At 54.7% G+C, this 22,764-nt stretch carries 23 protein-coding genes; 14 read left to right on the top strand and 9 right to left on the bottom strand.

The genetic code is table 11. From position 1 onward, the window contains the following. The first annotated feature begins 40 nt into the window (after positions 1-40). The 7 genes from ampG to ACUTSU_RS04305 all read left to right on the top strand — a co-directional run bounded on the left by ampG (position 41) and on the right by ACUTSU_RS04305 (position 8,441). On the top strand, positions 41-1,519 hold the full coding sequence (ampG, locus tag ACUTSU_RS04335; RefSeq protein ID WP_445649704.1) for a muropeptide MFS transporter AmpG: 1,479 nt from the start codon (positions 41-43) through the stop codon (positions 1,517-1,519). A gap of 439 nt (positions 1,520-1,958) precedes the next feature. Further along, the gene (cyoA, locus tag ACUTSU_RS04330) at positions 1,959-2,906 is read left to right on the top strand and encodes a cytochrome o ubiquinol oxidase subunit II (protein ID WP_445649703.1); all 948 of its coding nucleotides are present in this window, start codon (positions 1,959-1,961) and stop codon (positions 2,904-2,906) included. A 4-nt stretch (positions 2,907-2,910) separates the two neighbouring features. Then, the gene (cyoB, locus tag ACUTSU_RS04325; protein ID WP_445649702.1) at positions 2,911-4,902 is read left to right on the top strand and encodes a cytochrome o ubiquinol oxidase subunit I; all 1,992 of its coding nucleotides are present in this window, start codon (positions 2,911-2,913) and stop codon (positions 4,900-4,902) included. Continuing rightward, a complete protein-coding gene (locus ACUTSU_RS04320; protein ID WP_046374351.1) occupies positions 4,892-5,509 on the top strand; it encodes a cytochrome o ubiquinol oxidase subunit III in 618 nt (205 codons plus the stop codon). The genes cyoB and ACUTSU_RS04320 overlap by 11 nt, the downstream gene beginning before the upstream one ends. Next, entirely contained in the window at positions 5,506-5,844 is a 339-nt protein-coding gene (locus ACUTSU_RS04315) for a cytochrome o ubiquinol oxidase subunit IV (protein ID WP_012005527.1), read from the top strand. Before ACUTSU_RS04320 ends, ACUTSU_RS04315 begins: the two co-directional genes overlap by 4 nt. Positions 5,845-5,861: 17 nt before the next feature. Continuing rightward, positions 5,862-6,752 (top strand): heme o synthase, encoded by an 891-nt coding sequence (gene cyoE, locus ACUTSU_RS04310; protein ID WP_445653927.1) that lies wholly within the window; start codon positions 5,862-5,864, stop codon positions 6,750-6,752. A 324-nt stretch (positions 6,753-7,076) separates the two neighbouring features. Further along, entirely contained in the window at positions 7,077-8,441 is a 1,365-nt protein-coding gene (locus ACUTSU_RS04305) for an MFS transporter (RefSeq protein WP_445649701.1), read from the top strand. A 213-nt stretch (positions 8,442-8,654) separates the two neighbouring features. Here the strand turns inward: ACUTSU_RS04305 and ACUTSU_RS04300 are convergent, their stop codons facing one another. Then, positions 8,655-9,146: a YajQ family cyclic di-GMP-binding protein gene (locus tag ACUTSU_RS04300; RefSeq protein WP_012005524.1), complete on the bottom strand. Its 492-nt coding sequence runs from the start codon at positions 9,144-9,146 to the stop codon at positions 8,655-8,657. Positions 9,147-9,328: 182 nt separating this feature from the next. On the opposite strand from ACUTSU_RS04300, the gene panE reads away from it, so the two are divergent. Further along, the gene (panE, locus tag ACUTSU_RS04295; RefSeq protein ID WP_445649700.1) at positions 9,329-10,240 is read left to right on the top strand and encodes a 2-dehydropantoate 2-reductase; all 912 of its coding nucleotides are present in this window, start codon (positions 9,329-9,331) and stop codon (positions 10,238-10,240) included. After that, entirely contained in the window at positions 10,203-10,793 is a 591-nt protein-coding gene (gene yajL / locus ACUTSU_RS04290) for a protein deglycase YajL (protein ID WP_445649699.1), read from the top strand. Before panE ends, yajL begins: the two co-directional genes overlap by 38 nt. Before the next feature lie 34 nt (positions 10,794-10,827). On the opposite strand, the gene thiI is transcribed toward yajL, so the two are convergent. Beyond that, positions 10,828-12,276, bottom strand: a complete 1,449-nt coding sequence (gene thiI, locus ACUTSU_RS04285) for a tRNA uracil 4-sulfurtransferase ThiI (protein ID WP_445653808.1) — start codon at positions 12,274-12,276, stop codon at positions 10,828-10,830. 232 nt (positions 12,277-12,508) lie between these two features. Here thiI and xseB point away from each other — a divergent pair, with 232 nt between their 5' ends. From xseB to ACUTSU_RS04265, 4 genes are all read left to right on the top strand, one after another. Continuing rightward, positions 12,509-12,772, top strand: coding sequence for an exodeoxyribonuclease VII small subunit (gene xseB / locus ACUTSU_RS04280; RefSeq protein WP_445649698.1), 264 nt, complete (start codon positions 12,509-12,511; stop codon positions 12,770-12,772). Positions 12,773-12,777: 5 nt separating this feature from the next. Further along, entirely contained in the window at positions 12,778-13,698 is a 921-nt protein-coding gene (gene ispA / locus ACUTSU_RS04275; protein WP_445649697.1) for a (2E,6E)-farnesyl diphosphate synthase, read from the top strand. 158 nt (positions 13,699-13,856) lie between these two features. Next, positions 13,857-15,722 (top strand): 1-deoxy-D-xylulose-5-phosphate synthase, encoded by a 1,866-nt coding sequence (dxs, locus tag ACUTSU_RS04270; RefSeq protein WP_445649696.1) that lies wholly within the window; start codon positions 13,857-13,859, stop codon positions 15,720-15,722. 107 nt (positions 15,723-15,829) lie between these two features. Further along, the gene (locus ACUTSU_RS04265) at positions 15,830-16,804 is read left to right on the top strand and encodes an aldo/keto reductase (RefSeq protein ID WP_445649695.1); all 975 of its coding nucleotides are present in this window, start codon (positions 15,830-15,832) and stop codon (positions 16,802-16,804) included. A gap of 43 nt (positions 16,805-16,847) precedes the next feature. Here the strand turns inward: ACUTSU_RS04265 and pgpA are convergent, their stop codons facing one another. From pgpA to nrdR, 6 genes are all read right to left on the bottom strand, one after another. Beyond that, a complete protein-coding gene (gene pgpA / locus ACUTSU_RS04260) occupies positions 16,848-17,342 on the bottom strand; it encodes a phosphatidylglycerophosphatase A (RefSeq protein ID WP_085115444.1) in 495 nt (164 codons plus the stop codon). 1 nt (position 17,343) lies between these two features. Then, positions 17,344-18,327: a thiamine-phosphate kinase gene (gene thiL, locus ACUTSU_RS04255; protein ID WP_445649694.1), complete on the bottom strand. Its 984-nt coding sequence runs from the start codon at positions 18,325-18,327 to the stop codon at positions 17,344-17,346. A gap of 52 nt (positions 18,328-18,379) precedes the next feature. Beyond that, positions 18,380-18,796, bottom strand: a complete 417-nt coding sequence (nusB, locus tag ACUTSU_RS04250; protein ID WP_012005514.1) for a transcription antitermination factor NusB — start codon at positions 18,794-18,796, stop codon at positions 18,380-18,382. A gap of 20 nt (positions 18,797-18,816) precedes the next feature. Continuing rightward, positions 18,817-19,287 carry a 6,7-dimethyl-8-ribityllumazine synthase gene (gene ribH, locus ACUTSU_RS04245; protein ID WP_037424293.1) on the bottom strand — a complete coding sequence of 157 codons (471 nt, stop codon included), beginning with the start codon at positions 19,285-19,287 and terminating at the stop codon, positions 18,817-18,819. 119 nt (positions 19,288-19,406) lie between these two features. Then, entirely contained in the window at positions 19,407-20,516 is a 1,110-nt protein-coding gene (ribD, locus tag ACUTSU_RS04240; protein ID WP_445649693.1) for a bifunctional diaminohydroxyphosphoribosylaminopyrimidine deaminase/5-amino-6-(5-phosphoribosylamino)uracil reductase RibD, read from the bottom strand. Positions 20,517-20,526: 10 nt separating this feature from the next. Further along, positions 20,527-20,976: a transcriptional regulator NrdR gene (gene nrdR, locus ACUTSU_RS04235; protein WP_004949256.1), complete on the bottom strand. Its 450-nt coding sequence runs from the start codon at positions 20,974-20,976 to the stop codon at positions 20,527-20,529. Between the two features lie 187 nt (positions 20,977-21,163). Between nrdR and ACUTSU_RS04230 the strand changes: the two genes are divergently transcribed. After that, positions 21,164-21,724, top strand: coding sequence for a DUF3251 domain-containing protein (locus ACUTSU_RS04230; protein ID WP_445649692.1), 561 nt, complete (start codon positions 21,164-21,166; stop codon positions 21,722-21,724). Positions 21,725-21,788: 64 nt separating this feature from the next. Here the strand turns inward: ACUTSU_RS04230 and secF are convergent, their stop codons facing one another. Then, positions 21,789-22,757 (bottom strand): protein translocase subunit SecF, encoded by a 969-nt coding sequence (gene secF / locus ACUTSU_RS04225; RefSeq protein ID WP_445649691.1) that lies wholly within the window; start codon positions 22,755-22,757, stop codon positions 21,789-21,791. Between the last annotated feature and the right edge of the window lie 7 nt (positions 22,758-22,764).

Here is a 22,764-nt window from a genome sequence, read left to right as displayed (position 1 = left end):
TGCACCGCCCGGATAGTCGGGCGGTGCAGACAGGGAACTCATGTCGAAAAACTATCTTAACCTCTTCACCCAGCGTAACTCCGCGATCCTGCTGCTGCTGGGCTTTGCCTCGGGTCTGCCACTGGCGCTGACCTCCGGCACGCTACAAGCCTGGATGACCGTCGAAGGCATCGATCTGAAAACCATCGGCATTTTTTCGCTGGTCGGTCAGGCCTATGTGTTCAAATTCCTGTGGTCACCCTTTATGGACCGCTATACCCCGCCATTCCTCGGGCGCCGACGCGGCTGGCTGCTGATCAGCCAGCTGCTTCTGGTAGTATCGATTGTGGCGATGGGCTTTATGCAACCGGCACAGCATCTGTGGTGGCTGGCAGCATTAGCGGTATTGGTGGCGTTCTGTTCTGCATCGCAGGATATTGTTTTCGATGCCTATAAAACCGATCTGTTAAGCGCTGAAGAACGCGGTGCCGGTGCCGCCATTTCGGTTCTGGGCTACCGCTTGGCGATGCTGGTGTCCGGCGGGCTGGCGTTGTGGCTGGCGGATCGTTACTTCGGCTGGCAGTCAACCTACTGGCTGATGGCTGGATTGATGCTGATCGGCATCGTCGCTACTTTGCTGGCACCAGAACCGGACGACAGCATTCCGGCACCGCGTACCATGGAACAGGCGGTAGTCGCCCCGTTGCGTGATTTCTTCGCGCGTAACAATGCCTGGCTGATTTTACTGCTGATTGTGATGTACAAAATGGGCGATGCCTTTGCCGGCAGCCTGAGCACCACCTTCCTGATCCGCGGCGTAGGGTTCGATGCCGGGGAAGTAGGGCTGGTGAACAAAACCCTCGGCCTGTTCGCCACTATCGTCGGGGCGCTGTTTGGCGGCGTGCTGATGCAACGCCTCAGCCTGTTCCGCGCCCTGATGCTGTTCGGCATCCTGCAGGCGGTCTCTAATCTCGGTTACTGGATATTAGCGGTTACCGATAAAAACCTCATGACGATGGGCAGCGCTATCTTCCTGGAAAACCTGTGTGGCGGCATGGGCACCGCCGCCTTCGTTGCGCTGCTGATGACGCTGTGCAACAAATCATTTTCCGCTACCCAATTTGCCCTGCTGTCGGCGTTATCCGCCGTCGGCCGAGTCTATGTTGGCCCAATTGCCGGCTGGTTTGTCGAAGCGCACGGCTGGCCACTGTTCTATTTATTCTCGATTGCCGCTGCCCTGCCCGGCCTGCTGTTGCTGCGCCTGTGTCGACAGACGCTTGAATATACCCAGCGTACGGATAACTTCATGCCACGCACCGAATTCCGTCAGTTTTACCGCTGGGCGTTGCGTATGCTGACCCTAGGTTGCGCGCTGCTGGGGCTGTGGTTGATTCTGCTTATCACCAACGCTCTCGACTGGAGCATCTTGCCAGGTCTGGCCGATCGGTTACTACAGATGGGTGCCGCACTGAGCCTGGTGGGGATTGCGATGGGTAGCCTGTTGGACTATCTGGCGTTGCGGCGCACCCGGTTGGCCTGATATCGTCGGCCGGTGGTAACACCGGTCGGCAAAAATGCATCAGTGTGATGTATTTATTTAGTTAAAAAATATAATTCCCGTCCAAATTATTTTTTATCCGAATGTGGCGCTCAGGAAATAAAATTAAATTCACCTTTAATACACAATTCTTTTACATTAAATAAACCTTTCATTCGTATTTCAAAAAAGCGTTTTTACCTGCCGGATTCATCATACCTTTAGTTTTCCTTAACATACGAATTGCCCGGCACGATTCAGCCTGCCAACGCTTTGTTGCCATTAGTAAATTGTCACGCAACGTGACATCTGTGACCCCCTTAACAGAAAGAGTCAACAAGGCGCTGACACTCCCTTAAGCATGTTTACAGTACTGCAACCTTCCCGTAAAATGCTCGCACACATGAAACGACAATAGAGCCTTTGTAATTGAGGTCGTTAGATGAGACTTAAGAAATACAATAAAAGTATTGGGATGTTGTCATTAATTGTCTCCACTGTAATGCTTAGTGGTTGCAATATGGTATTGATGAATCCTAAAGGAGCAATTGGTGTTGAGCAACGGACACTGATTATCACTGCAATCGCATTAATGTTGATCGTGGTGGTACCAGTTATCTTTATGGCGTTCGCCTTTGCCTGGAAGTACCGTGCTTCCAACAAAGATGCAAAATACAGTCCGAACTGGTCACATTCCAACAAAATCGAAGCGGTCGTCTGGACCATTCCTATCATTATCATCGCCATCCTTGGCACCATTACCTGGAAGACTACCCACGAGCTCGATCCGTTCAAGCCGATTGTCACTGACAAGAAGCCGATGACGATCGAAGTGGTGTCGCTCGACTGGAAATGGCTCTTCATCTACCCAGAGCAAGGCATTGCAACGGTTAATGAACTGGCTTTCCCGAAAGACGTTCCAGTTGAATTCAAAATCACCTCTAACTCGGTAATGAACTCGTTCTTTATTCCTCAGTTAGGTGGGCAGATTTATGCGATGGCCGGGATGCAAACCAAACTGCACCTGATCGGCAATGAAGCAGGCAAATACGACGGTATTTCAAGCAGCTTCAGCGGTCGCGGGTTCTCCGGCATGAAATTCACCGCCATTGTCACCCCAACCGAAGGCGACTTCGATCAGTGGGTTGCCAAGGTGAAAGCATCGTCGAATAACCTAAACGCCACCAGCGACTTTAACAAACTGGCAGAGCCGAGTGAAAACAACCCGGTCGAGTACTTCTCCAGTGTCAAACCGAATTTGTTCAAAGAAACTATTGGCAAATTCATGGGTGATATGGACATGCACAAAGGCGCTACTGCGCACGAAGGTATGGACATGAGCCAAGGTATGGACATGGGTGAACATGCTCACGCCGGAGCCGAGGAATAAACTGATGTTGGGAAAATTAACGATTGATGCGGTTCCGTACCACGAACCGATCATCATGGTCACCGTTGCTGCAATTGTTATTGGGGGCCTGGCACTGCTGGCGCTGATAACCTATTTCGGCAAGTGGAAATGGCTATGGAACGATTGGTTGACTTCGGTTGACCATAAAAAAATTGGTATCATGTACATCATCGTGGCAATGGTTATGTTGCTGCGTGGTTTTGCCGATGCCATCATGATGCGTAGTCAGCAGGCGCTTGCGTCCGCCGGCGAGGCCGGATTCCTGCCGCCGCACCACTACGACCAAATCTTCACCGCCCACGGCGTCATCATGATCTTCTTCATGGCGATGCCTTTCGTGGTCGGTCTGATGAACGTAGTGGTACCTTTGCAAATCGGTGCGCGCGACGTTGCCTTCCCGTTCCTGAACTCCCTGAGCTTCTGGTTCTTCGTGGTGGGCGTAGTGCTGATCAACATCTCTCTGGGGGTTGGTGAGTTCGCGCAAACAGGTTGGCTGGCGTATCCACCGCTGTCGGGTAAGGAATACAGTCCTGGCGTCGGGGTCGACTACTGGATCTGGAGCCTGCAGATTTCCGGTATTGGTACCCTGTTGACCGGTGTGAACTTCTTCGCCACCATTCTGAAGATGCGTGCTCCTGGCATGCCTCTGATGAAGATGCCGGTGTTCACCTGGGCGGCTCTGTGTACTAACGTCCTGATCATCGTTTCTTTCCCAATTCTGACTGTTACCATCGCGTTGCTGACCCTGGATCGCTACCTGGGCACCCATTTCTTTACCAATGATATGGGCGGCAACATGATGATGTACATCAACCTGATTTGGGCCTGGGGTCACCCAGAGGTGTATATCCTGGTTCTGCCAGTGTTTGGTGTGTTCTCTGAAGTTACCGCGACCTTCTCAAGAAAACGCCTGTTCGGCTATACCTCACTGGTATGGGCAACCATCGCGATTACCGTTCTGTCGTTCATCGTATGGCTGCACCACTTCTTTACCATGGGGTCCGGCGCGAACGTAAACGCCTTCTTCGGTATCGCCACCATGATCATTTCCATCCCTACCGGGGTGAAAATCTTCAACTGGCTGTTCACCATGTACCAGGGCCGCATTCAGCTCAACTCCGCTATGCTGTGGACCATCGGCTTCATCATCACTTTCTCCGTGGGTGGTATGACCGGTGTTCTGTTGGCCGTGCCGGGCGCGAACTTCGTGCTGCACAACAGTCTGTTCCTGATTGCCCACTTCCATAACGTTATCATTGGTGGTGTGGTGTTCGGTTGTTTCGCAGGCCTGACCTACTGGTTCCCTAAATCCTTCGGCTTCACGCTGAACGAAAAATGGGGTATCCGTGCGTTCTGGTTCTGGATCATCGGCTTCTTCGTGGCCTTTATGCCACTGTATGCTCTGGGCTTTATGGGTATGACTCGTCGTATCAGCCAGAACATCAACCCAGAGTTCCACCCACTGCTGCTGGTAGCGGCGGGCGGCGCGGCTCTGATCGCCTGCGGTATCCTGTGCCAAGTGATTCAGGTGTTCGTCAGTGTGCGTGACCGTGAGCAGAACCGTGACCTGACTGGTGACCCATGGGGTGCTCGTACGCTGGAGTGGGCGACTTCGTCTCCACCGCCGTTCTATAACTTTGCCGTAGTGCCGCAGATTCATGACCGTGATGAATTCTGGGACATGAAAGAAAAAGGCGTAGCTTATAAGAAACCGGCTAAATACGAACCGATTCATATGCCGAAGAATACAGGTGCCGGTGTGATTATTGCTGGCTTCAGCTTGGTATTTGGTTTCGCGATGATCTGGGAAATCTGGTGGATGGCGATCGCTGCCTTCGTAGGTATGATCGTGACCTGGATTGCCAAGAGCTTCGATGAAGATGTTGATTACTATGTGCAGGTTGATGAGATCGAGCGCATTGAAAACCAACACTATGAACAAATCAGCAAAGCAGGCGTGAAACATGTCAACTGATACTCTGACTAACCATAACGCAGCCCATGCAGAGCATGGGCACCACGACGCAGGAGAGACCAAAGTCTTCGGATTCTGGATCTACCTGATGAGCGACTGTATTTTGTTTGCGAGCTTATTCGCGACTTATGCAGTATTGGTGAACGGAACCGCTGGCGGTCCCTCTGGCAAAGACATCTTCGATCTGAAGTTTGTCCTGGTTGAAACCTTCCTGCTGTTGTTCAGCTCCATCACCTACGGTATGGCGATGATCGGCATGAACAAAGGTAAGGTTAGCAGCGTTAACACCTGGCTGTTCCTGACCTTCCTGTTCGGTCTGGGCTTCGTCGCGATGGAAATCTACGAATTCCATCACCTGATCGTTGAAGGCTATGGTCCGGATCGCAGCGCGTTCCTCTCCAGCTTCTTCGCTCTGGTTGCAACCCACGGTCTGCACGTAACTACCGGTCTGGTTTGGATCATCATCATGATGATTCAGGTCAGCAAGCGTGGCCTGACCGCAACCAACAAAACCCGTTTGATGTGCCTGAGCCTGTTCTGGCACTTCCTGGACGTGGTCTGGATCTGCGTCTTCACCGTTGTTTACCTGCTGGGGGTTATGTCATGAGTCATTCATCCCATGAAACTTCTCACGGCGGCGCAAGCCACGGTAGCGTCAAGACCTATCTGATCGGCTTTATTCTGTCGATCATCCTGACGGTGATTCCATTTGCGATGGTGATGAGCGGCACCGCCTCTCACTCCACTATCCTGGCGGTAGTAGTCGGCATGGCGGTGATTCAGGTGGTTGTTCACCTGATTTACTTCCTGCACATGAATACCTCATCGGAAGAGCGCTGGAACCTGGTGGCATTGCTGTTCACCGCTATGATCATCGGTATCGTTGTTGTGGGTTCACTCTGGATTATGTACAACCTCAACATCAATATGATGGTCGATTAAGAGCAGAGCTGGACGTGATGATTAAGCAATACCTGCAAGTAACCAAACCAGGAATTATTTTCGGCAATTTAGTTTCTGTCGTCGGGGGATTCCTGCTCGCCTCAAAAGGGAGCATCGACTATCCCCTGTTTCTCGCCACCCTGGTTGGGGTCTCGTTGGTTGTCGCTTCGGGCTGTGTATTTAACAACTACATTGACCGCGACATCGACAAGAAAATGGAGAGAACGAAGAATCGGGTGCTGGTTAAGGGCCTGATCGCGCCGAGTGTAAGCCTGGTTTATGCTACCGCTCTGGGTATTGCGGGCTTTGCGTTGCTGTATATCGGTGCCAACCCGCTGGCCATGTGGCTGGCGGTGATGGGCTTCGTGGTTTATGTCGGCGTTTATAGCCTGTACATGAAACGCCACTCGGTCTACGGCACGCTGATCGGCAGCCTGTCGGGCGCTGCGCCACCGGTTATCGGTTATTGCGCAGTCACCAACGAGTTCGATGCCGGTGCGTTGATCCTGCTGGCTATCTTTAGCCTGTGGCAGATGCCGCATTCCTATGCGATTGCCATCTTCCGCTTTAAAGATTACCAGGCAGCCAACATTCCGGTCCTGCCGGTAGTGAAAGGCATTTCGGTGGCGAAGAACCACATCACGGTCTACATTGTGGCGTTTATGATTGCCACCCTGATGTTGACCTTGGGCGGCTACGCCGGCTACAAATATCTGATCGTCGCTGCGGCGGTAAGCGTATGGTGGCTGGGCATGGCACTGCGTGGTTACAAAACCGAAAATGACAGCGTTTGGGCACGCAAGCTGTTTGTGTTCTCGATTGTTGCCATCACTTCGCTAAGCGTAATGATGTCTATCGACTTCAGCGCGACAGCCGCGCCGGAAGCGTTGATGACGTACGTCTGGTAAGCCAAATCGTCTGTGAATGGGCCGCTTTCGCGGCCCATTTTATTTGTCGGTTCAGAAGTCCGTTTACTCCCGAAATGATTGGAGCTGCAGCAAGGCGGCAAGAATGCGAATCCTCGGGAGCTTGGCCAACCAAGTGACCGAGGTAAGTACTCGCAGCCAACACCGCTGTAGCTTCAAACATGAAGGGAGAGCTGTAATATCTGCTAAACAACATTAGATTTACCCCCCCTGCCCTTCACACTAAAATGACGCAGCTTTGACAGAAGCTATCCCCTCAGGCGTTATCACCGATAGCCTGACAGAATGGCTTTTAATGAGGTTTTAATGAACGATAATGCAATGACCCCGCTGGAACGACGAGCGACCTGGGGATTAGGCACGGTATTCTCACTGCGCATGCTGGGTATGTTTATGGTGTTGCCGGTACTGACCACCTACGGTATGGCGTTGAACGGCGCCAGCGAAACCCTGATCGGTATCGCCATCGGTATTTATGGCCTGGCGCAGGCGGTGTTTCAGATCCCCTTCGGCCTGATCTCCGATCGTATCGGCCGCAAACCGCTGATTGTCGGCGGGCTGCTGATCTTTGCGCTGGGTAGTGTCATTGCCGCCGCGACCGACTCCATCTGGGGGGTGATCCTCGGCAGGGCATTGCAGGGCTCCGGCGCTATTGCCGCCGCAGTGATGGCACTGCTGTCAGACCTGACGCGGGAACAGAACCGCACCAAGGCAATGGCGTTTATCGGCGTCAGCTTCGGTATTACCTTCGCTATTGCGATGGTCGTTGGTCCAATCGTCACCCACGCCTTTGGCCTGCATGCGCTGTTCTGGATGATTGCAGTGCTGGCATTGGCCGGCATCGTGATCACTCTGACGGTGGTCCCTTCGGCCAGCCACCACGTGCTGAACCGGGAATCGAGCATCGTACGCGGCAGCTTCAGCAAGGTACTGAGCAACTCCCGGCTGTTGAAGCTCAATTTCGGCATCATGTGTCTGCATATCCTGCTGATGTCCAGCTTCGTGGCGCTGCCACTGGCGATGGAAAAAGCCGGGCTGGCACCGAGCCAACACTGGATTGTCTACCTGGTCACCATGCTGGTTTCTTTTGCCGCCGTAGTGCCATTTATCATTTATGCCGAGAAGAAACGCCGCATGAAGCAGGTCTTTATGGGTTGCGTAGCGGTATTGTTCTGTGCGGAAGTGCTGCTGTGGCTGTCCGGCGCGCACCTGTGGGGCATCATTGCCGGCGTACAGCTGTTCTTTATAGCGTTTAACGTCATGGAAGCGATTCTACCTTCGCTGATCAGTAAAGAGTCTCCGGCCGGCTATAAAGGGACGGCGATGGGGGTTTACTCCACCAGCCAGTTTATCGGCGTAGCGATCGGCGGCAGCCTGGGTGGCTTGCTGTATGGCCTGCAGGGTGCGGGGCTGGTGTTTATTGCCGGAGCGGTGTTGGCGGCTGTCTGGTTTTTGGTCAGCAGTACCATGCAAGAACCGCCTTACGTCAGCAGCCTACGTATTACGCTGTCGGAACTGGCCGTGAAGGATTCCGCGTTGGAAAGCCGCCTGAAAGCCCAACCGGGCGTGGCGGAAGCGATAGTGGTGCCGGAAGAGCGCAGTGCCTACGTGAAGGTCGATACCAAACAGACTAACCGAGTCCAATTGGAAGCGTTGGTGAATTCACTATAACCAAAAGGGCCAGCAAGCTGGCCCTTTTGGTTGCTGACAAAGCAGGAAAAAACGTGGTTTTTCCTGCTTTGTGGTGATCAGCCGAAAATCAATAAATTGATTTTCCTGATTTTTATTTATCAACCTCTACTCGCTCTGGGCAGGAATGAGGTTTGTCATCAGTCTGAAGGGTCAGCAAGCTGACCCTTCAAGATCTTCACTTTCGCAAAAACCTTAATCGCGGAAGTTCTTGAACTGGAACGGCTGTCCGAGATCGGCACCGCGCACCAGCGCCATCACGCCCTGCAGATCGTCGCGTGATTTGCCGGTCACCCGCACTTCATCGCCCTGAATTTGTACCTGGACCTTCAGCTTGCTGTCTTTGATCAGTTTGACGAGCTTCTTCGCCTGGGCGCTTTCAATCCCCTGCTTCAGCTTGGCATCCACACTATAGGTTTTACCGCTGTGAGTCATTTCTTCCGGGATCTCGAGTGCGCTGCCTTCGATGCTGCGTTTACTGAGCTTTTCACGCAGAATATCGAGCAACTGCTGCACCTGGAAATCAGACTCGCTGGCGACTTTAATGCTTTCGTCTTTTTCGTTCAGCTCAAAGCTGGCCGGCACGTTGCGGAAATCCCAACGGGTGCCCAGATCGCGCGTGGCGTTCTCGACGGCGTTACGCACTTCCTGCATATCAATTTCGGAAACAATGTCGAAAGATGGCATACTTCTTCCTCCTGAATGAGAGCCTAATGCGATAGGCGATTTCGATGCCGAGCATGATAACCGCTTTAGCGTCTCAGACAAAATCTGCTGAAGCTACCGGTGGATAAGCCGTCGAACAGCAGAAAAGTCTATAATTATAAGACAGTCATTGAGCGATATTCCCGTTACCCCAAGGAGTCTGGATGAAAATAACTATTCTTGGTTGCGGCGCGCTCGGACAACTGTGGCTCTCCCGGCTTTATCGGCAGGGTCACGATGTACAGGGATGGCTACGGGTGCCACAACCCTTCTGCGCAGTGAACGTGATTGAGCCGGAAGGCGCTTCGTTCAACCGTAATTTACCCACCAACAACCCTGAACATTTAGCCCAGAGCGAACTGCTGCTGGTCACCTTGAAAGCCTGGCAGGTCTCCAGCGCGGTCAGCACGCTGCTGCCAAAATTGAACCCACGCTGCGCCATCCTGCTGCTGCATAACGGCATGGGCACCCAGGACGAACTGCCGGCGAACAACCAACCGATATTGCAGGGCACCACCACCCATGCGGCGCGCCATGATGGCAGCACTATTATCCATGTCGCCGGCGGCATCACTCATATCGGCCCGACTTCACCGGCGGCGCAATCACTGAGCCATCTGGCAGAAGTGCTGCACCAGGCCCTGCCTGACGTCGCCTGGCACAATAATATCGCCTCGGCGAACTGGCGCAAGCTGGCGGTCAACTGCGTGATTAACCCGCTAACGGCGCTGTATAATTGCCATAATGGCGATCTGCAACGCTATCCCGAACAAATCGAGCTGATCTGCCGCGAGGTCTCCAGCGTGATGGAAATGGAGGGCTACCACACCTCATGCGAGGGCTTGCAGCAGTACGTCATGGAGGTGATCCAAAGCACCGCGGACAACGTCTCTTCGATGCTGCAGGATATCCGCACCCAGCGACACACCGAAATCGACTACATTACCGGTTACCTGCTGCGCCGCGCGCGTAGCTACGGCGTGACTCTGCCAGAGAACGCACGCCTGTTTGAATTGATTAAGCGAAAGGAAAATGAATATGAGCGTATCGGCGCTGGTCTGCCTGGCACCTGGTAGCGAAGAAATCGAAGCCGTCACCACTATAGATTTGCTGGTGCGGGCGGGTATTAAAGTGACCACCGCCAGCGTAGCCGGCGATGGCGACCTGACTATTGTCTGTTCACGCGGGGTAAAACTGCTGGCCGATGCGCCGCTGGTGTCGATTGTGGACGAGCCTTTCGACGCCATTGTGCTGCCCGGTGGCCTGAAAGGTGCCGAGTGCTTCCGCGACAGCCCGCTGCTGGTGGAGAAAGTGCGTCAGATGCACCTGCAGGGCAATATCGTCGCTGCCATCTGTGCAGCGCCGGCACTGGTGCTGCAACACCACAATTTGTTCCCCATCGGCAATATGACCGGGTTCCCGGGGCTGAAAGAACAGATCCCGGCCGACAAATGGATAGAAAAACGTGTGGTGTTCGATCCGCGCGTTAACCTACTCAGCAGCCAGGGGCCGGGAACGTCAATGGAGTTTGCGCTAAAGTTGATTGATTTGTTGCTGGGGAAAGCCAAAGCGGCGGAGATCGCCGCTCAGCTGGTATTGATACCTGGAATGTACGATTTCCGCGATTAAATCACGGGGGCGGCAGATGCGCCCCCTGAATGACTTACGGGCGGTAAACTTTCACGTTGGTGAAGCCCTGTTCCAGCAAATATAGCGCCTGTAGGCGGCTCATTACGCCACGCTCACAGTACAGCAGATAGGTTTTACTCTGATCCAAGTCGCCAAACTGGGTGCTGAGTTTGTAGAACGGCAGCGGTTTCACCTCAACCTGATCCAGTTTCAGCGGTTTGTCTTCCTGCTCGTCGTTAGAACGAATATCCAGAATCACCTGGTCGGCATCGAACTCCGCCACGGTTTCGACTTCGGTAACCTGCTCCTGAGTCTGCTCGGCGATGGTGCGAATATCCACGTTTTTGGCTTCGCTAACCACACGGTCAAGAATGCTGAAGTCAAAGTGCCCTTCTTCTTCTTCGATCTTGGCTTTAATCGCCTTCACCGTCGGGCTTTTCGAGATCACACCGCAATACTCCGGCATGGTCTTGGCGAAGTCCTCGGTACCAATCTCACGCGCCACTTTGATGATGTGCTCTTTGTCGTGAGAGATCAGCGGACGCAGGATCAGTGTATCGGACGCGTTGTCGATCAGGCGCAGGTTAGTCAGCGTCTGGCTGGATACCTGTCCCAGCGCTTCACCGGTCACCAGCGCCTGCACACCATAACGTTCGGCAATCTGCGAAGCGGCACGCACCATCATGCGCTTGAGCACTACGCCCATCTGGCCGTCTTCGACCTTTTCCAAGATCTCGCCAACCACAGGTTCAAAATCGATAGCGATAAAGCGTACCTTGTGCGAACTGGCAAAGCGGTTCCACAGGTAGTGAGCCACCTGGCGCACACCAATTTCATGCGCCGCGCCGCCCAGATTGAAGAAGCAATAATGCACGCGGCAACCACGGCGCATCAGCATATAGCTGGAAACCCCCGAATCGAAACCACCGGAAATCAGTGACAGCACGTCTTCCTGAGTGCCGATCGGGTAGCCGCCGATGCCTTCACGGCGGGCTTTCACCAGCATCAGCTTGTCGTCTTCGATTTCCAGATTGACCGTCACCTGCGGATGCGACAGCTTAACCCGCGCGCTTTCAATATGCTGGTTCAGACCACCACCGACGTAACGCTCCACGTCCTGCGAATTAAAGTCCTGCTTGCCACGGCGCTTAACACGCACGCAGAAGGTCTTGCCTTCCAGTTGCTCGCGGTAGGCTTCCAGCGTCTGCTCGAAAATGTGGTGAATATCGGTATAGTCGCGGTCTTCCACTTCCAGAATGTGGTGGATACCGGGAATGCGCGTCAGCGCGTCGGCAATCACCGGCCGCTGGTTTTCATCTTTGGCGCGAACTTCGATATGATCCCAGTGACGGACAACCGCCAGTGTTTCATCATACTGCTTCAGGACGTTACGAATACTGGTCGAGAGGATCTTGATAAAGCGCAAGCGCACAGATTGGCTCTTGATGGTGATTTCCGGGAACAATTTAATGATAAACTTCATGGCGGTCTTTATTGTCAGAATTACGAGGGAAAAGGATTTACAATGTATATGCGATTGATAAAACCAACGGGGCTGCCGAATGTTTTATCAATCGCATTTGCGGCGCTGAGTATACCACTATCTGGTGGGGCTCGGTGCACAAAACCACACATGTGCGCCATGATTTGCCAATCAAGACCCGCTAAGATAGGCTCTGGCGCCACTGTTCACATGATGATGTAAAAAGAAAATTATGCCAAAAAAACCTGCACAATCAGACAGTAAAGAGCAAAGCGTCAGCTTTGAAAGCTCCCTCAGCGAGTTGGAAAACATCGTCACGCGTCTGGAATCGGGTGAGTTACCGCTGGAAGACGCGCTCAATGAGTTCGAACGCGGCGTACAGTTGGCACGCCAGGGCCAGCAGAAACTGCAGCAGGCAGAACAACGCGTACAGATTTTGCTTAACGACAGCGCCGATGATGCGGCGCTGACGCCTTTCACACCGGATGCCGAGTAATCATCATGTCCGAGACTGCCCAACAGACCGCTTTTTCTGACCAGTTGCAGGCCCTGCGCCAGCGGGCCGACCGCACGCTGCTGAATTTTATCGCGCCGCTGCCGTTCAATGATGGCAACATGGTGGCGGCAATGCGTCACGGCGCGCTGCTGGGCGGTAAACGCCTGCGTCCGTTCCTGGTGTACACCACCGGACAGATGTTTGGCGTATCACTGAATAATTTGGATGCGCCCGCCGCTGCGGTAGAATGCATTCACGCCTATTCACTGATCCATGACGATCTGCCGGCGATGGACGACGACGATCTGCGTCGCGGTCAGCCGACCTGCCACATCAAATTTGGTGAGGCCAACGCCATTTTAGCCGGCGATGCCCTGCAGACGCTGGCATTTTCCATTCTGGCCGATGCCAAGATGCCCGACGTGGCACTGCGCGACCGGCTGGCGATGATTTCCGAACTGGCAACCGCCAGCGGCGTGGCCGGCATGTGTGGCGGCCAGTCGTTGGATCTGGAAGCCGAAGACCGGCAAATTGGTCTGGAAGCGCTGGAGCAAATCCATCGTCACAAAACCGGCGCTTTGATTCGCGCAGCCGTTCGCCTTGGGGCGTTAGCCGCCGGTGAACCTGGCCGTGCCGCGCTGGTGCAGCTTGACCGCTACGCCGCCGCGATTGGCCTGGCGTTCCAGGTACAGGATGATATTTTGGATGTGGTCGGCGAAACCGAAAAAATCGGTAAACGCCAGGGCGCGGACCAGCAACACGGAAAGAGCACCTATCCAGCTTTGCTCGGGCTTGACAGCGCGAAAGCAAAAGCGTGGGATCTCTATCAGGAAGCTTTAGCTGCATTAGACACTTTGGCAGCACAATCTTATAACACAGCGCCATTGCGAGCGTTAGCCAGCTTCATTATTGAACGCGACAATTAACGTGTGACGTGATGCCCAATAGATTTCAAGTTGCAGCCAGGCGACAACTGAGCGAATCCCTTGGAGCTGGGTCATTCCAGTGACTGGGGTGAGAGAAGGCGGTCAACACCGCTGTACCTTGAAAGATGAAGGGTAAAATCCTCTGATATGAGTATCGAATGAGTCTTGATATAGCCAAATACCCGACCTTGGCGCTAGCGGAAAATCCGGATGAACTCCGTTCGCTGCCAAAAGAGAGCCTACCGAAGCTGTGTGACGAACTTCGGCAATACCTGCTGGACAGCGTCAGCCGCTCCAGCGGCCACTTTGCCTCCGGGCTGGGTACCGTTGAACTGACGGTGGCATTGCACTATGTGTACCAGACCCCCTTCGATCATCTGGTATGGGACGTTGGCCACCAGGCCTACCCACATAAAATTCTGACCGGTCGCCGCGATAAAATCGCCACCATTCGCCAGAAAAATGGCCTGCACCCTTTCCCGTGGCGGGCAGAAAGTGAATACGACGTACTGTCGGTCGGTCATTCCTCCACCTCGATCAGTGCCGGTCTCGGCATGGCGGTCGCCGCTGCACGTGAAGGCAAAAATCGCCGTACGGTCTGCGTGATCGGCGATGGCGCGATCACCGCCGGCATGGCGTTTGAAGCCATGAACCACGCCGGTGACATCGACCCGGATATGCTGGTGGTGCTGAACGATAACGAAATGTCGATTTCGGAAAACGTCGGCGCGCTGAACAACCATCTGGCGCAACTGCTGTCCGGCAAGCTCTACTCCACCCTGCGTGAAGGCGGCAAAAAAGTGCTGTCCGGCCTGCCGCCGATTAAAGAGCTGGTCAAGCGCACCGAAGAACACCTGAAAGGCATGGTGGTTCCGGGCACGCTGTTCGAAGAGCTGGGCTTTAACTATATCGGCCCGGTCGACGGCCACGACGTCCAGGGGCTGGTTGCCACGCTGAAAAACATGCGTGACCTGAAAGGCCCGCAGCTGCTGCACATCATGACAAAAAAAGGTCGTGGTTACGCCCCGGCGGAAAAAGATCCGATCAGCTTCCACGCGGTGCCAAAATTCGATCCGGCCAGCGGTACTCTGCCGAAAAGCGCCGGCGGCCTGCCGACCTATTCAAAAGTTTTTGGCGACTGGCTGTGTGAAACCGCCGCCAAAGACAGCTCGCTGATGGCCATCACCCCGGCCATGCGTGAAGGGTCGGGCATGGTGCAGTTCTCCCGCGACTATCCGCAGCAATATTTTGACGTGGCGATTGCCGAACAGCATGCGGTGACCTTCGCTGCCGGTTTGGCCATTGGCGGCTATAAGCCGGTGGTAGCAATTTATTCTACCTTCCTGCAGCGGGCTTACGATCAGTTGATCCATGACGTCGCCATTCAAAAGCTGCCGGTAATGTTTGCCATCGATCGCGGCGGTATTGTCGGCGCTGACGGCCAGACTCACCAGGGGGCCTTTGATCTGTCATTTATGCGTTGCATCCCGACCATGGTGATCATGACGCCAAGTGATGAAAACGAGTGCCGTCAAATGCTGTACACCGGCTATCACTATAACGAAGGCCCAAGCGCCGTACGTTATCCACGCGGCAATGGTACCGGTGCACCACTGGAGCCTCTCAACTCTCTGCCGATCGGCAAAGGCGTTGTCCGTCGTGAAGGTGAAAAACTGGCGATCCTGAATTTCGGCACATTGCTGCCGGAAGCCGCGCAGGTAGCGGAAACGCTCAACGCGACGCTGGTGGATATGCGCTTTGTGAAGCCACTGGACGAACAGCTGATTCTGGAACTGGCTGCCAGCCACGACGCACTGGTCACGCTGGAAGAAAACGCCATTATGGGCGGTGCCGGCAGCGGCGTGAACGAGTTGCTGATGGCCAAGCGCCGCATGATACCGGTGCTGAATATCGGCCTGCCGGACTTCTTTGTCTCCCAGGGCAGCCAGGAAGAAGTCCGAGTCGATCTGTGTCTGGACGCCACCGGTATACAGCGGCAAATTGAGGTCTGGCTGGCGCAATAATCCTCGCCCCTGCTCGATCGACGCCTCCGCTTTGCGGGGGCGTTTTTATTTCTGTCACCCGGAAATCCGCTACAGTTAAAGTTCTGTGCTGACACCGGGAGGCAAACATGAAGTATTTGAAACTGGGTAAAACTGACCTGAACGTCTCACGTATCTGTCTGGGCTGCATGACCTACGGCGAACCCAACCGTGGCAACCATGCCTGGACGTTACCGGAGGAAAGCAGCCGACCGCTGCTGAAACAGGCGCTGGATGCCGGCATCAACTTCTTTGACACCGCCAACAGCTACTCCGACGGCAGCAGTGAGGAGATCGTCGGCCAGGCACTGCGTGATTATGCCCGCCGCGACCAGGTGGTGATCGCTACCAAAGTCTATTTCCCCCTGAGCAACCTGGAACGCGGCCTGTCGCGCGCCAAAATCATGCAATCTATCGACGACAGCCTCAAGCGCCTGGGCACCGACTACGTTGATCTGTTGCAGATCCATCGTTGGGATTATGAAACGCCGCTGGAAGAAACGCTCGAAGCGTTACACGATGTGGTGAAAGCCGGTAAGGCGCGCTATATCGGCGCATCATCTATGTACGCCTGGCAGTTTGCCAAGGCGCTGTATACCGCCGATCTGCACGGCTGGACACGCTTCGTCAGCATGCAGAACCAGTACAACCTGATCCAGCGCGAAGAAGAGCGTGAGATGTTGCCATTGTGCGCTGCCGAAGGCATTACAGTGATGCCTTGGAGCCCGTTGGCACGGGGCCGCTTAACCCGCCCCTGGGGAGAAACTACTGCACGGTTGGTATCCGATCAGGTCGGTAAAAATCTGTACGATGAAACCGAGGGCATCGACGCCATCATTGCCGAACGCGTGGCCAGTATTGCCGAAGAGCGTGGTGTGCCCCGTGCGCAAATCGCACTGGCGTGGCTGTTGAGCAAGCCTGTCGTTAGCGCGCCGATTATCGGTGCTTCACGCCATGACCATCTGGAAGACGCCATTGCCGCTGTCGATCTCGAGCTAACGGCGGAGGAGATTGCCGAGCTGGAAACAGCCTACGTACCGCACCACGTGACAGGATTTGAATAACCAGGAGGGTTCAAGGGCGCAGCATTGAACTGCGCCCTCAAAATCAGAACAACCCAAGCGGCCAGTGGTGGCCAATCAGGTAGATGATACCGGCGGAAAAGACCCCGGCGACGATATCGTCGACCATGATCCCCATGCCGCCGTGCACATTACGATCAAACCAGCGGATCGGCCATGGCTTCCAGATATCCAAAATACGGAAAATCACGAAACCTGCCGCGACCCACTGCCAGTCGTTGACCGGCAATGCCATCAACGTAATCCACATACCGACAAACTCGTCCCAAACGATGCTGCCGTGGTCGTGCACCTTCATATCTTTGGCGGTCTGATGGCACAGGTAGACGCCAATACAAATGCTGAACATCACCAACAGCGAATACAGTTGCCATGGCAGTTGGATCAACAGCAGCCAGAATGGGATCGCCGCCAGTGAGCCCATGGTGCCCGGCATCACCGGCGACAAACCGCTGCCAAAGCCGGTGGCCAGCAGGTGCCACGGATTGCTCATCCGCAAGCGGCGCTTAGCTTCATCCATGTTACGCCTGCCCTTCGCTGAAATGGTCGAAACCGTGCCACGGCAGTTCCACCGCTTCATCGCTGCGGTAGAACTTGATGCCTTCGGAAAGCGGGCCAATCTGACCAATACAGGTATAGTCAGCGCCCAGATGGCTTAACGCCACCTCCAGTGCACCACGGTTGATTTCCGGCACGGTGAAGCAGAGTTCGTAATCCTCACCGCCGGTCAACGCCCAGCGCAATGCTTGATCGGCATCCGTATGGCTGCTTAACGCCTGCGACAAAGGCAACTCATCGAGATTGATGCGCGCACCGCACTCGGAGGCTTTCAGCACATGCTTCAGGTCAGAAATCAGGCCGTCGGAAAGATCAATCGCCGAACTGGCCAGATCGCGCAGTGCCTGCCCCTGCAATACCCGTGGCTGAGGCCGCAGATGACGGCCAACCAGGTAATTGCGTGCCTCGGCGTCTGTTACCTGCAAGCGTTCCTGTAGCACAGCCAGACCGGCGGCGCTGTCACCCAGCGTACCTGTGGTGTAAATCCAGTCTCCGATACGCGCACCGTTGCGGGTCAATGCCCGCCCGGCCGGGATCAGACCGTGAATGGTTAACGTCATGCTTAACGGGCCGCGTGTGGTATCGCCGCCAATCAACTGCATACCGTAATAATTAAGTTGTTCGAACAGGCTATCGCTGAACGCCTTCAGCCAGGGTTCATTCACCTCCGGCAGGGTTAACGCCAGTGAAAGCCAGGCGGGATCGGCACCCATGGCTGCCAGGTCGCTCAGGTTAACTGCCAGTGCTTTGTAGCCGAGATCGGCGGGATCGATATCCGCCAGGAAGTGAACGTCCGAAACGAGAGTGTCGGTACTGACGGCCAAAAGCTGTTTTTCTGCCACTGTCAGAAGTGCGCAGTCATCTCCAATGCCCAACTGTACATCCCGGCGCAGACTCTTAAACCGGTCAAAATAGCGGGCAATGAGGTCAAATTCGCCACATGCCATGGTCGATATTCCAATAGAAGTAATTAAGGCCGGGGATACCGGCCTTAATTTTTTATTTTTTCTTGCGAATGCTTGGTGCCACTTTATCCAGCACGCCATTCACAAACTTGTGGCTGTCTTCAGCGCCGAAGGTTTTCGCCAGCTCGATCGCCTCATTGATTGCCACCTTGTAAGGCACATCCTCACGCATTTTCAGCTCATACAGCGCAATACGCAGAACGGCTCTTTCTACCTGGCCCAGCTCTTCGAGCTGACGCGACAGGACAGGTGCCATCAGGCTATCCAGCAGACCTGCATTCACCGCCACGCCGGACAGCAGCTCCCGAAAATAGACGATGTCTACATCTTTGACATCTTGCTCCGACAGGAACTGGTGTTCAACATCGGCAATGTCATTTTTAGACAACTGCCAAGAGTAAAGCGCTTGAACAGCGCACTCACGAGCGCGGCGACGAGCAGCAGGTTTCACGGAATTCCCCTTAACTAAATTCAGGCTTTAATAGCTTTGATAACATTAATCATTTCAAGTGCGGTCAGAGCCGCTTCAGCGCCCTTGTTGCCCGCTTTGGTGCCGGCACGCTCGATAGCCTGTTCGATGCTTTCGGTCGTCAGCACGCCAAAGGCAACTGGGATTTCAGTGTTCATTGAAACACTGCCCAGGCCGGAGCTGGCTTCGCCCGCGACATATTCGAAGTGCGCGGTGCCCCCACGGATAACGGTGCCCAGTGCGATGACTGCATCGTATTTGCCGGTGTTAGCCAGCACGCGTGCAGTCAGCGGCAACTCGTAAGCGCCCGGGACCCAGACAACGGTGATGTTGTCGTCAGCAACCTGGCCAATGCGCTTGAGTGCGTCGATAGCACCTTGCAGCAGGCTGTCATTGATGAAATTGTTAAAACGTGCAATTGCAATCGCCACACGGGCATTTGGAGTAGCAACAACACCTTCGATAACTTTCATGGGCTTTCCTTAAAAATGGGTTCAATACCCCGCAGGGGGGCGGATTCTATCACATTCTTTATCTGCCTGCGCGGGCGGTTTTGTAAAACGACAGCCGACCCGGCACGCAGGTTTTAAAATCAGTATTTTGCTTTCAGTCGCAGCCGTAAATCAGGGCCGATTTGCCGCACTTCGCTAAAGACAAATTCCGGTGCATTGGTCAGGTGTTCAAGGCCCGGCAAATGACACAAACCGCGGCCATTATCACCCAACAGTTTTGGCGCGATGTACAAAATGAGCTCATCGACCAGCCCGGCCTGCAACAAGGCACCGGCCAGCTGCGCGCCGGCTTCGACCCAGATGGAATTCACCTGGCGTTTCGCCAGTTGCATCATCATTACCACCAGATCAATGCCACCGCCATGCGCCGGGAAGTTCAGTTGCTCAACACCCTGCGGCCAAATTTGCTCATCCTGCTGCAGGCGCGCCAGCCAGGTTTGACCCGGCTGTTGTACCACCCGATGCTGTGGAGTGACACGATTTTGGCTATCCAGAATAATGCGCAGCGGTTGACGCAGGTTTTCACGCGGGTAAATGCTTTGCGTCTCAGCGTCCAGCTCATCCCAGCGCACCGTCAGTGACGGATCGTCAGCCAACACGGTGGCACTGGTGCTGAGAATAGCGGCGCTTTGCGCCCGCAGACGCTGAACATCCTGACGCGCCTGCGGTGAGGTGATCCATTGGCTTTCACCGGAAGCCATCGCGGTGCGGCCATCGAGTGAGGCCCCCAGCTTCAGTTGCACATAAGGAAAGCCGGTGCGCATCCGCTTGAGGAAGCCCAGATTCACCGCTTCGGCATCGCTCAGCATCAAACCGTGGCGTACATCCAATCCCGCCTGCTGCAGTTTGTACAGGCCGCGACCGGCGACCTCAGGATTGGGATCCTGCATCGCCGCAACCACCCGGGCTACGCCGGCGGCGACCAGCGCATCGGCACAGGGCGGCGTACGGCCGTGATGACTACAGGGTTCCAGCGTGACATAAGCGGTGGCGCCACGCGCCTTTTCGCCCGCCATGCGCAGCGCATGGACTTCCGCATGCGGTTCACCGGCACGCAGATGGTAACCCTCACCGACGATTTCGCCGTCGCGCACGATAACGCAGCCGACATTCGGATTCGGGGCAGTAGTAAAACGCCCCAGTCGCGCCAGCTCAAAGGCGCGAGCCATATAAAATTCGTCGTTATGCATCAAAGCCCCTTTAGTCCTGCAGACGGGCGATCTCTTCGCCGAATTCGCGGATATCTTCAAAACTGCGGTAAACAGAGGCAAAGCGAATATAGGCCACTTTATCCAACTTTTTCAGCGCGTCCATCACTAGGTTACCAACCAGTTTGGTCGGGACTTCGCGCTCGCCGGTGGCGCGCAGCTGGGATTTGATGTGGTTGATCGCGTTTTCCACGTCGTCAGAGCTGACTGGGCGTTTTTCCAATGCCTTCAGCATGCCGCGACGCAGCTTGTCTTCGTTGAATGGCTCACGCACCTCATCGCTTTTGATTACCCGTGGCATCACCAGTTCAGCCACTTCGAAGGTGGTGAAACGTTCATTACAAACCAAACATTGGCGGCGACGGCGCACCTGCGAACCATCACCCACCAGGCGGGAATCAATGACTTTGGTATCAACGGCAGCGCAGAAAGGGCAATGCATAACACGTCCTGATAAACGTTTTTATAGTTAAGAACAGTTTACCCCGAAGTGCGATTACAACAAAGGCCGTCGGCTATTTGTTGCGGACCGCCCCTCTGAACGACGCCCCAGAAGGGCAATGAACATGACTTTCCCCAACAGGCGGACTAAGCTGATAACAGGAGAAGTTGAATAGGAAATCCCCGCTATGACAACCCGTTACCCAAAGATTTTCCTGCTCTGCACACTGGTGCTGTTGGCAGGCTGCGCGCAAACTCGCGAAGTACCCAAATTGCGTAATCAGGTGGTTGAACTGAATCAGAAATTAACCACCCTGACTAATCAGGCCACCGCGTTGGAACAGCAAAACCAGCTGAATCAGAACTCCACCAGCGGCGTCTATCTGCTGCCGGCGGCCAATAACGGTGCCCGCCTGCACAGCAGCCTCGGTGAGTTGAGCGTGTCACTCAGCCACGTGAAAAGCGAGGCTAACGGCACCCAGGCCATGCTGCACGTTCGCACGCTTTCACAGGCCTCCCTGCCGGCATTCAAGGCCATGGTGGAATGGGGCCCGCTGGATGCGACTACCGGCAAACCGCTGACGGCTGAAGCACTTTCGCAACCCATTGCCAGTACGGACTCGCTACTGCCCAAAACGGAATACAGTTTTGAGCTGCGCTTCAGCGGTCTGACACCGGATCAACTGGGCTTTGTGCGGCTGCACAGCATTGTCCCAACCGCCCAACCGGCAGTGGTCCAGCAACATTGAGCCACCAGGAAAAAAAAGGAGCGCCAACCGGCGCTCCTTTTCACTTCGCTGAAAATACCGTGAATTACGGCATAATCGAAGGCTGATCTGCGCCCTCTTTTTCCACTTTCTGCTGCAGCATGTGTTCGCGTTTCATACCCAGCTTCAACGCCAGCGCGGACGCCACGTAGATAGAGGATACGGTACCGATAGACACACCAATCAGCATAGCCAGAGAGAAGCCGTGCAGCATCGCGCCGCCGAAAATGTACAGCATCAGAACCACCATCAAGGTGGTACCGGAAGTCATCAAGGTACGGCTCAGCGTCTGAGTCAACGACACGTTCATGATTTCGTAAGGCGTGCCGCGGCGGATCTTGCGGAAGTTCTCACGAATACGGTCGGAAACCACGATGCTGTCGTTCAACGAGTAACCGATAACCGACATCAAGGATGCGACGATGGTCAGGTCAATCTCGATATGGAACAACGACAGCACACCCAAGGTGATGACCACGTCGTGCGCCAACGCGATAACCGCCCCCAGTGCCAAGCGCCATTCGAAGCGGAAACCGACGTAAATCAGAATACAGATCAACGCGACCAGCAGCGCCATGCCGCCGTTTTGCGCCAGTTCGGTGCCCACGCTCGGGCCGACGAACTCAATCCTCTTCACCGTGGCGTTTTTATCAACCGAGTCGTTGATCACGCCGATCACTTTGTTACCCAGTTCCTGGCCTGCGGTGCCGATCGCCGGTGGCATACGCACCATCACGTCACGGCTGCTGCCAAAGTTCTGAATAACCGGGTCCTGGAACCCGGCTTTTTCCAGCGTATCGCGCATCAGGTCGAGGTTGGCCGGTTGTTCCAAGCTGATTTCAATGACGGTACCGCCGGTGAAATCCAGACCCCAGTTAAAACCACGCACCGACATAATGGCGATTGACGCGATCAGCAGCACCAGCGAGATGCCGAAGGCCACGTAATCCCAGCGCATAAAGTCATAGACTTTACGGCCGTAGTTGAGTTGTTCAACAGTATAATCCTGTGCCACAACGCAC

Source organism: Serratia sp. NA_13, from assembly GCF_052691735.1.
The sequence above is the reverse complement of the archived record's forward strand: the minus strand, read 5'-3'. Positions and strand labels throughout refer to the sequence as shown.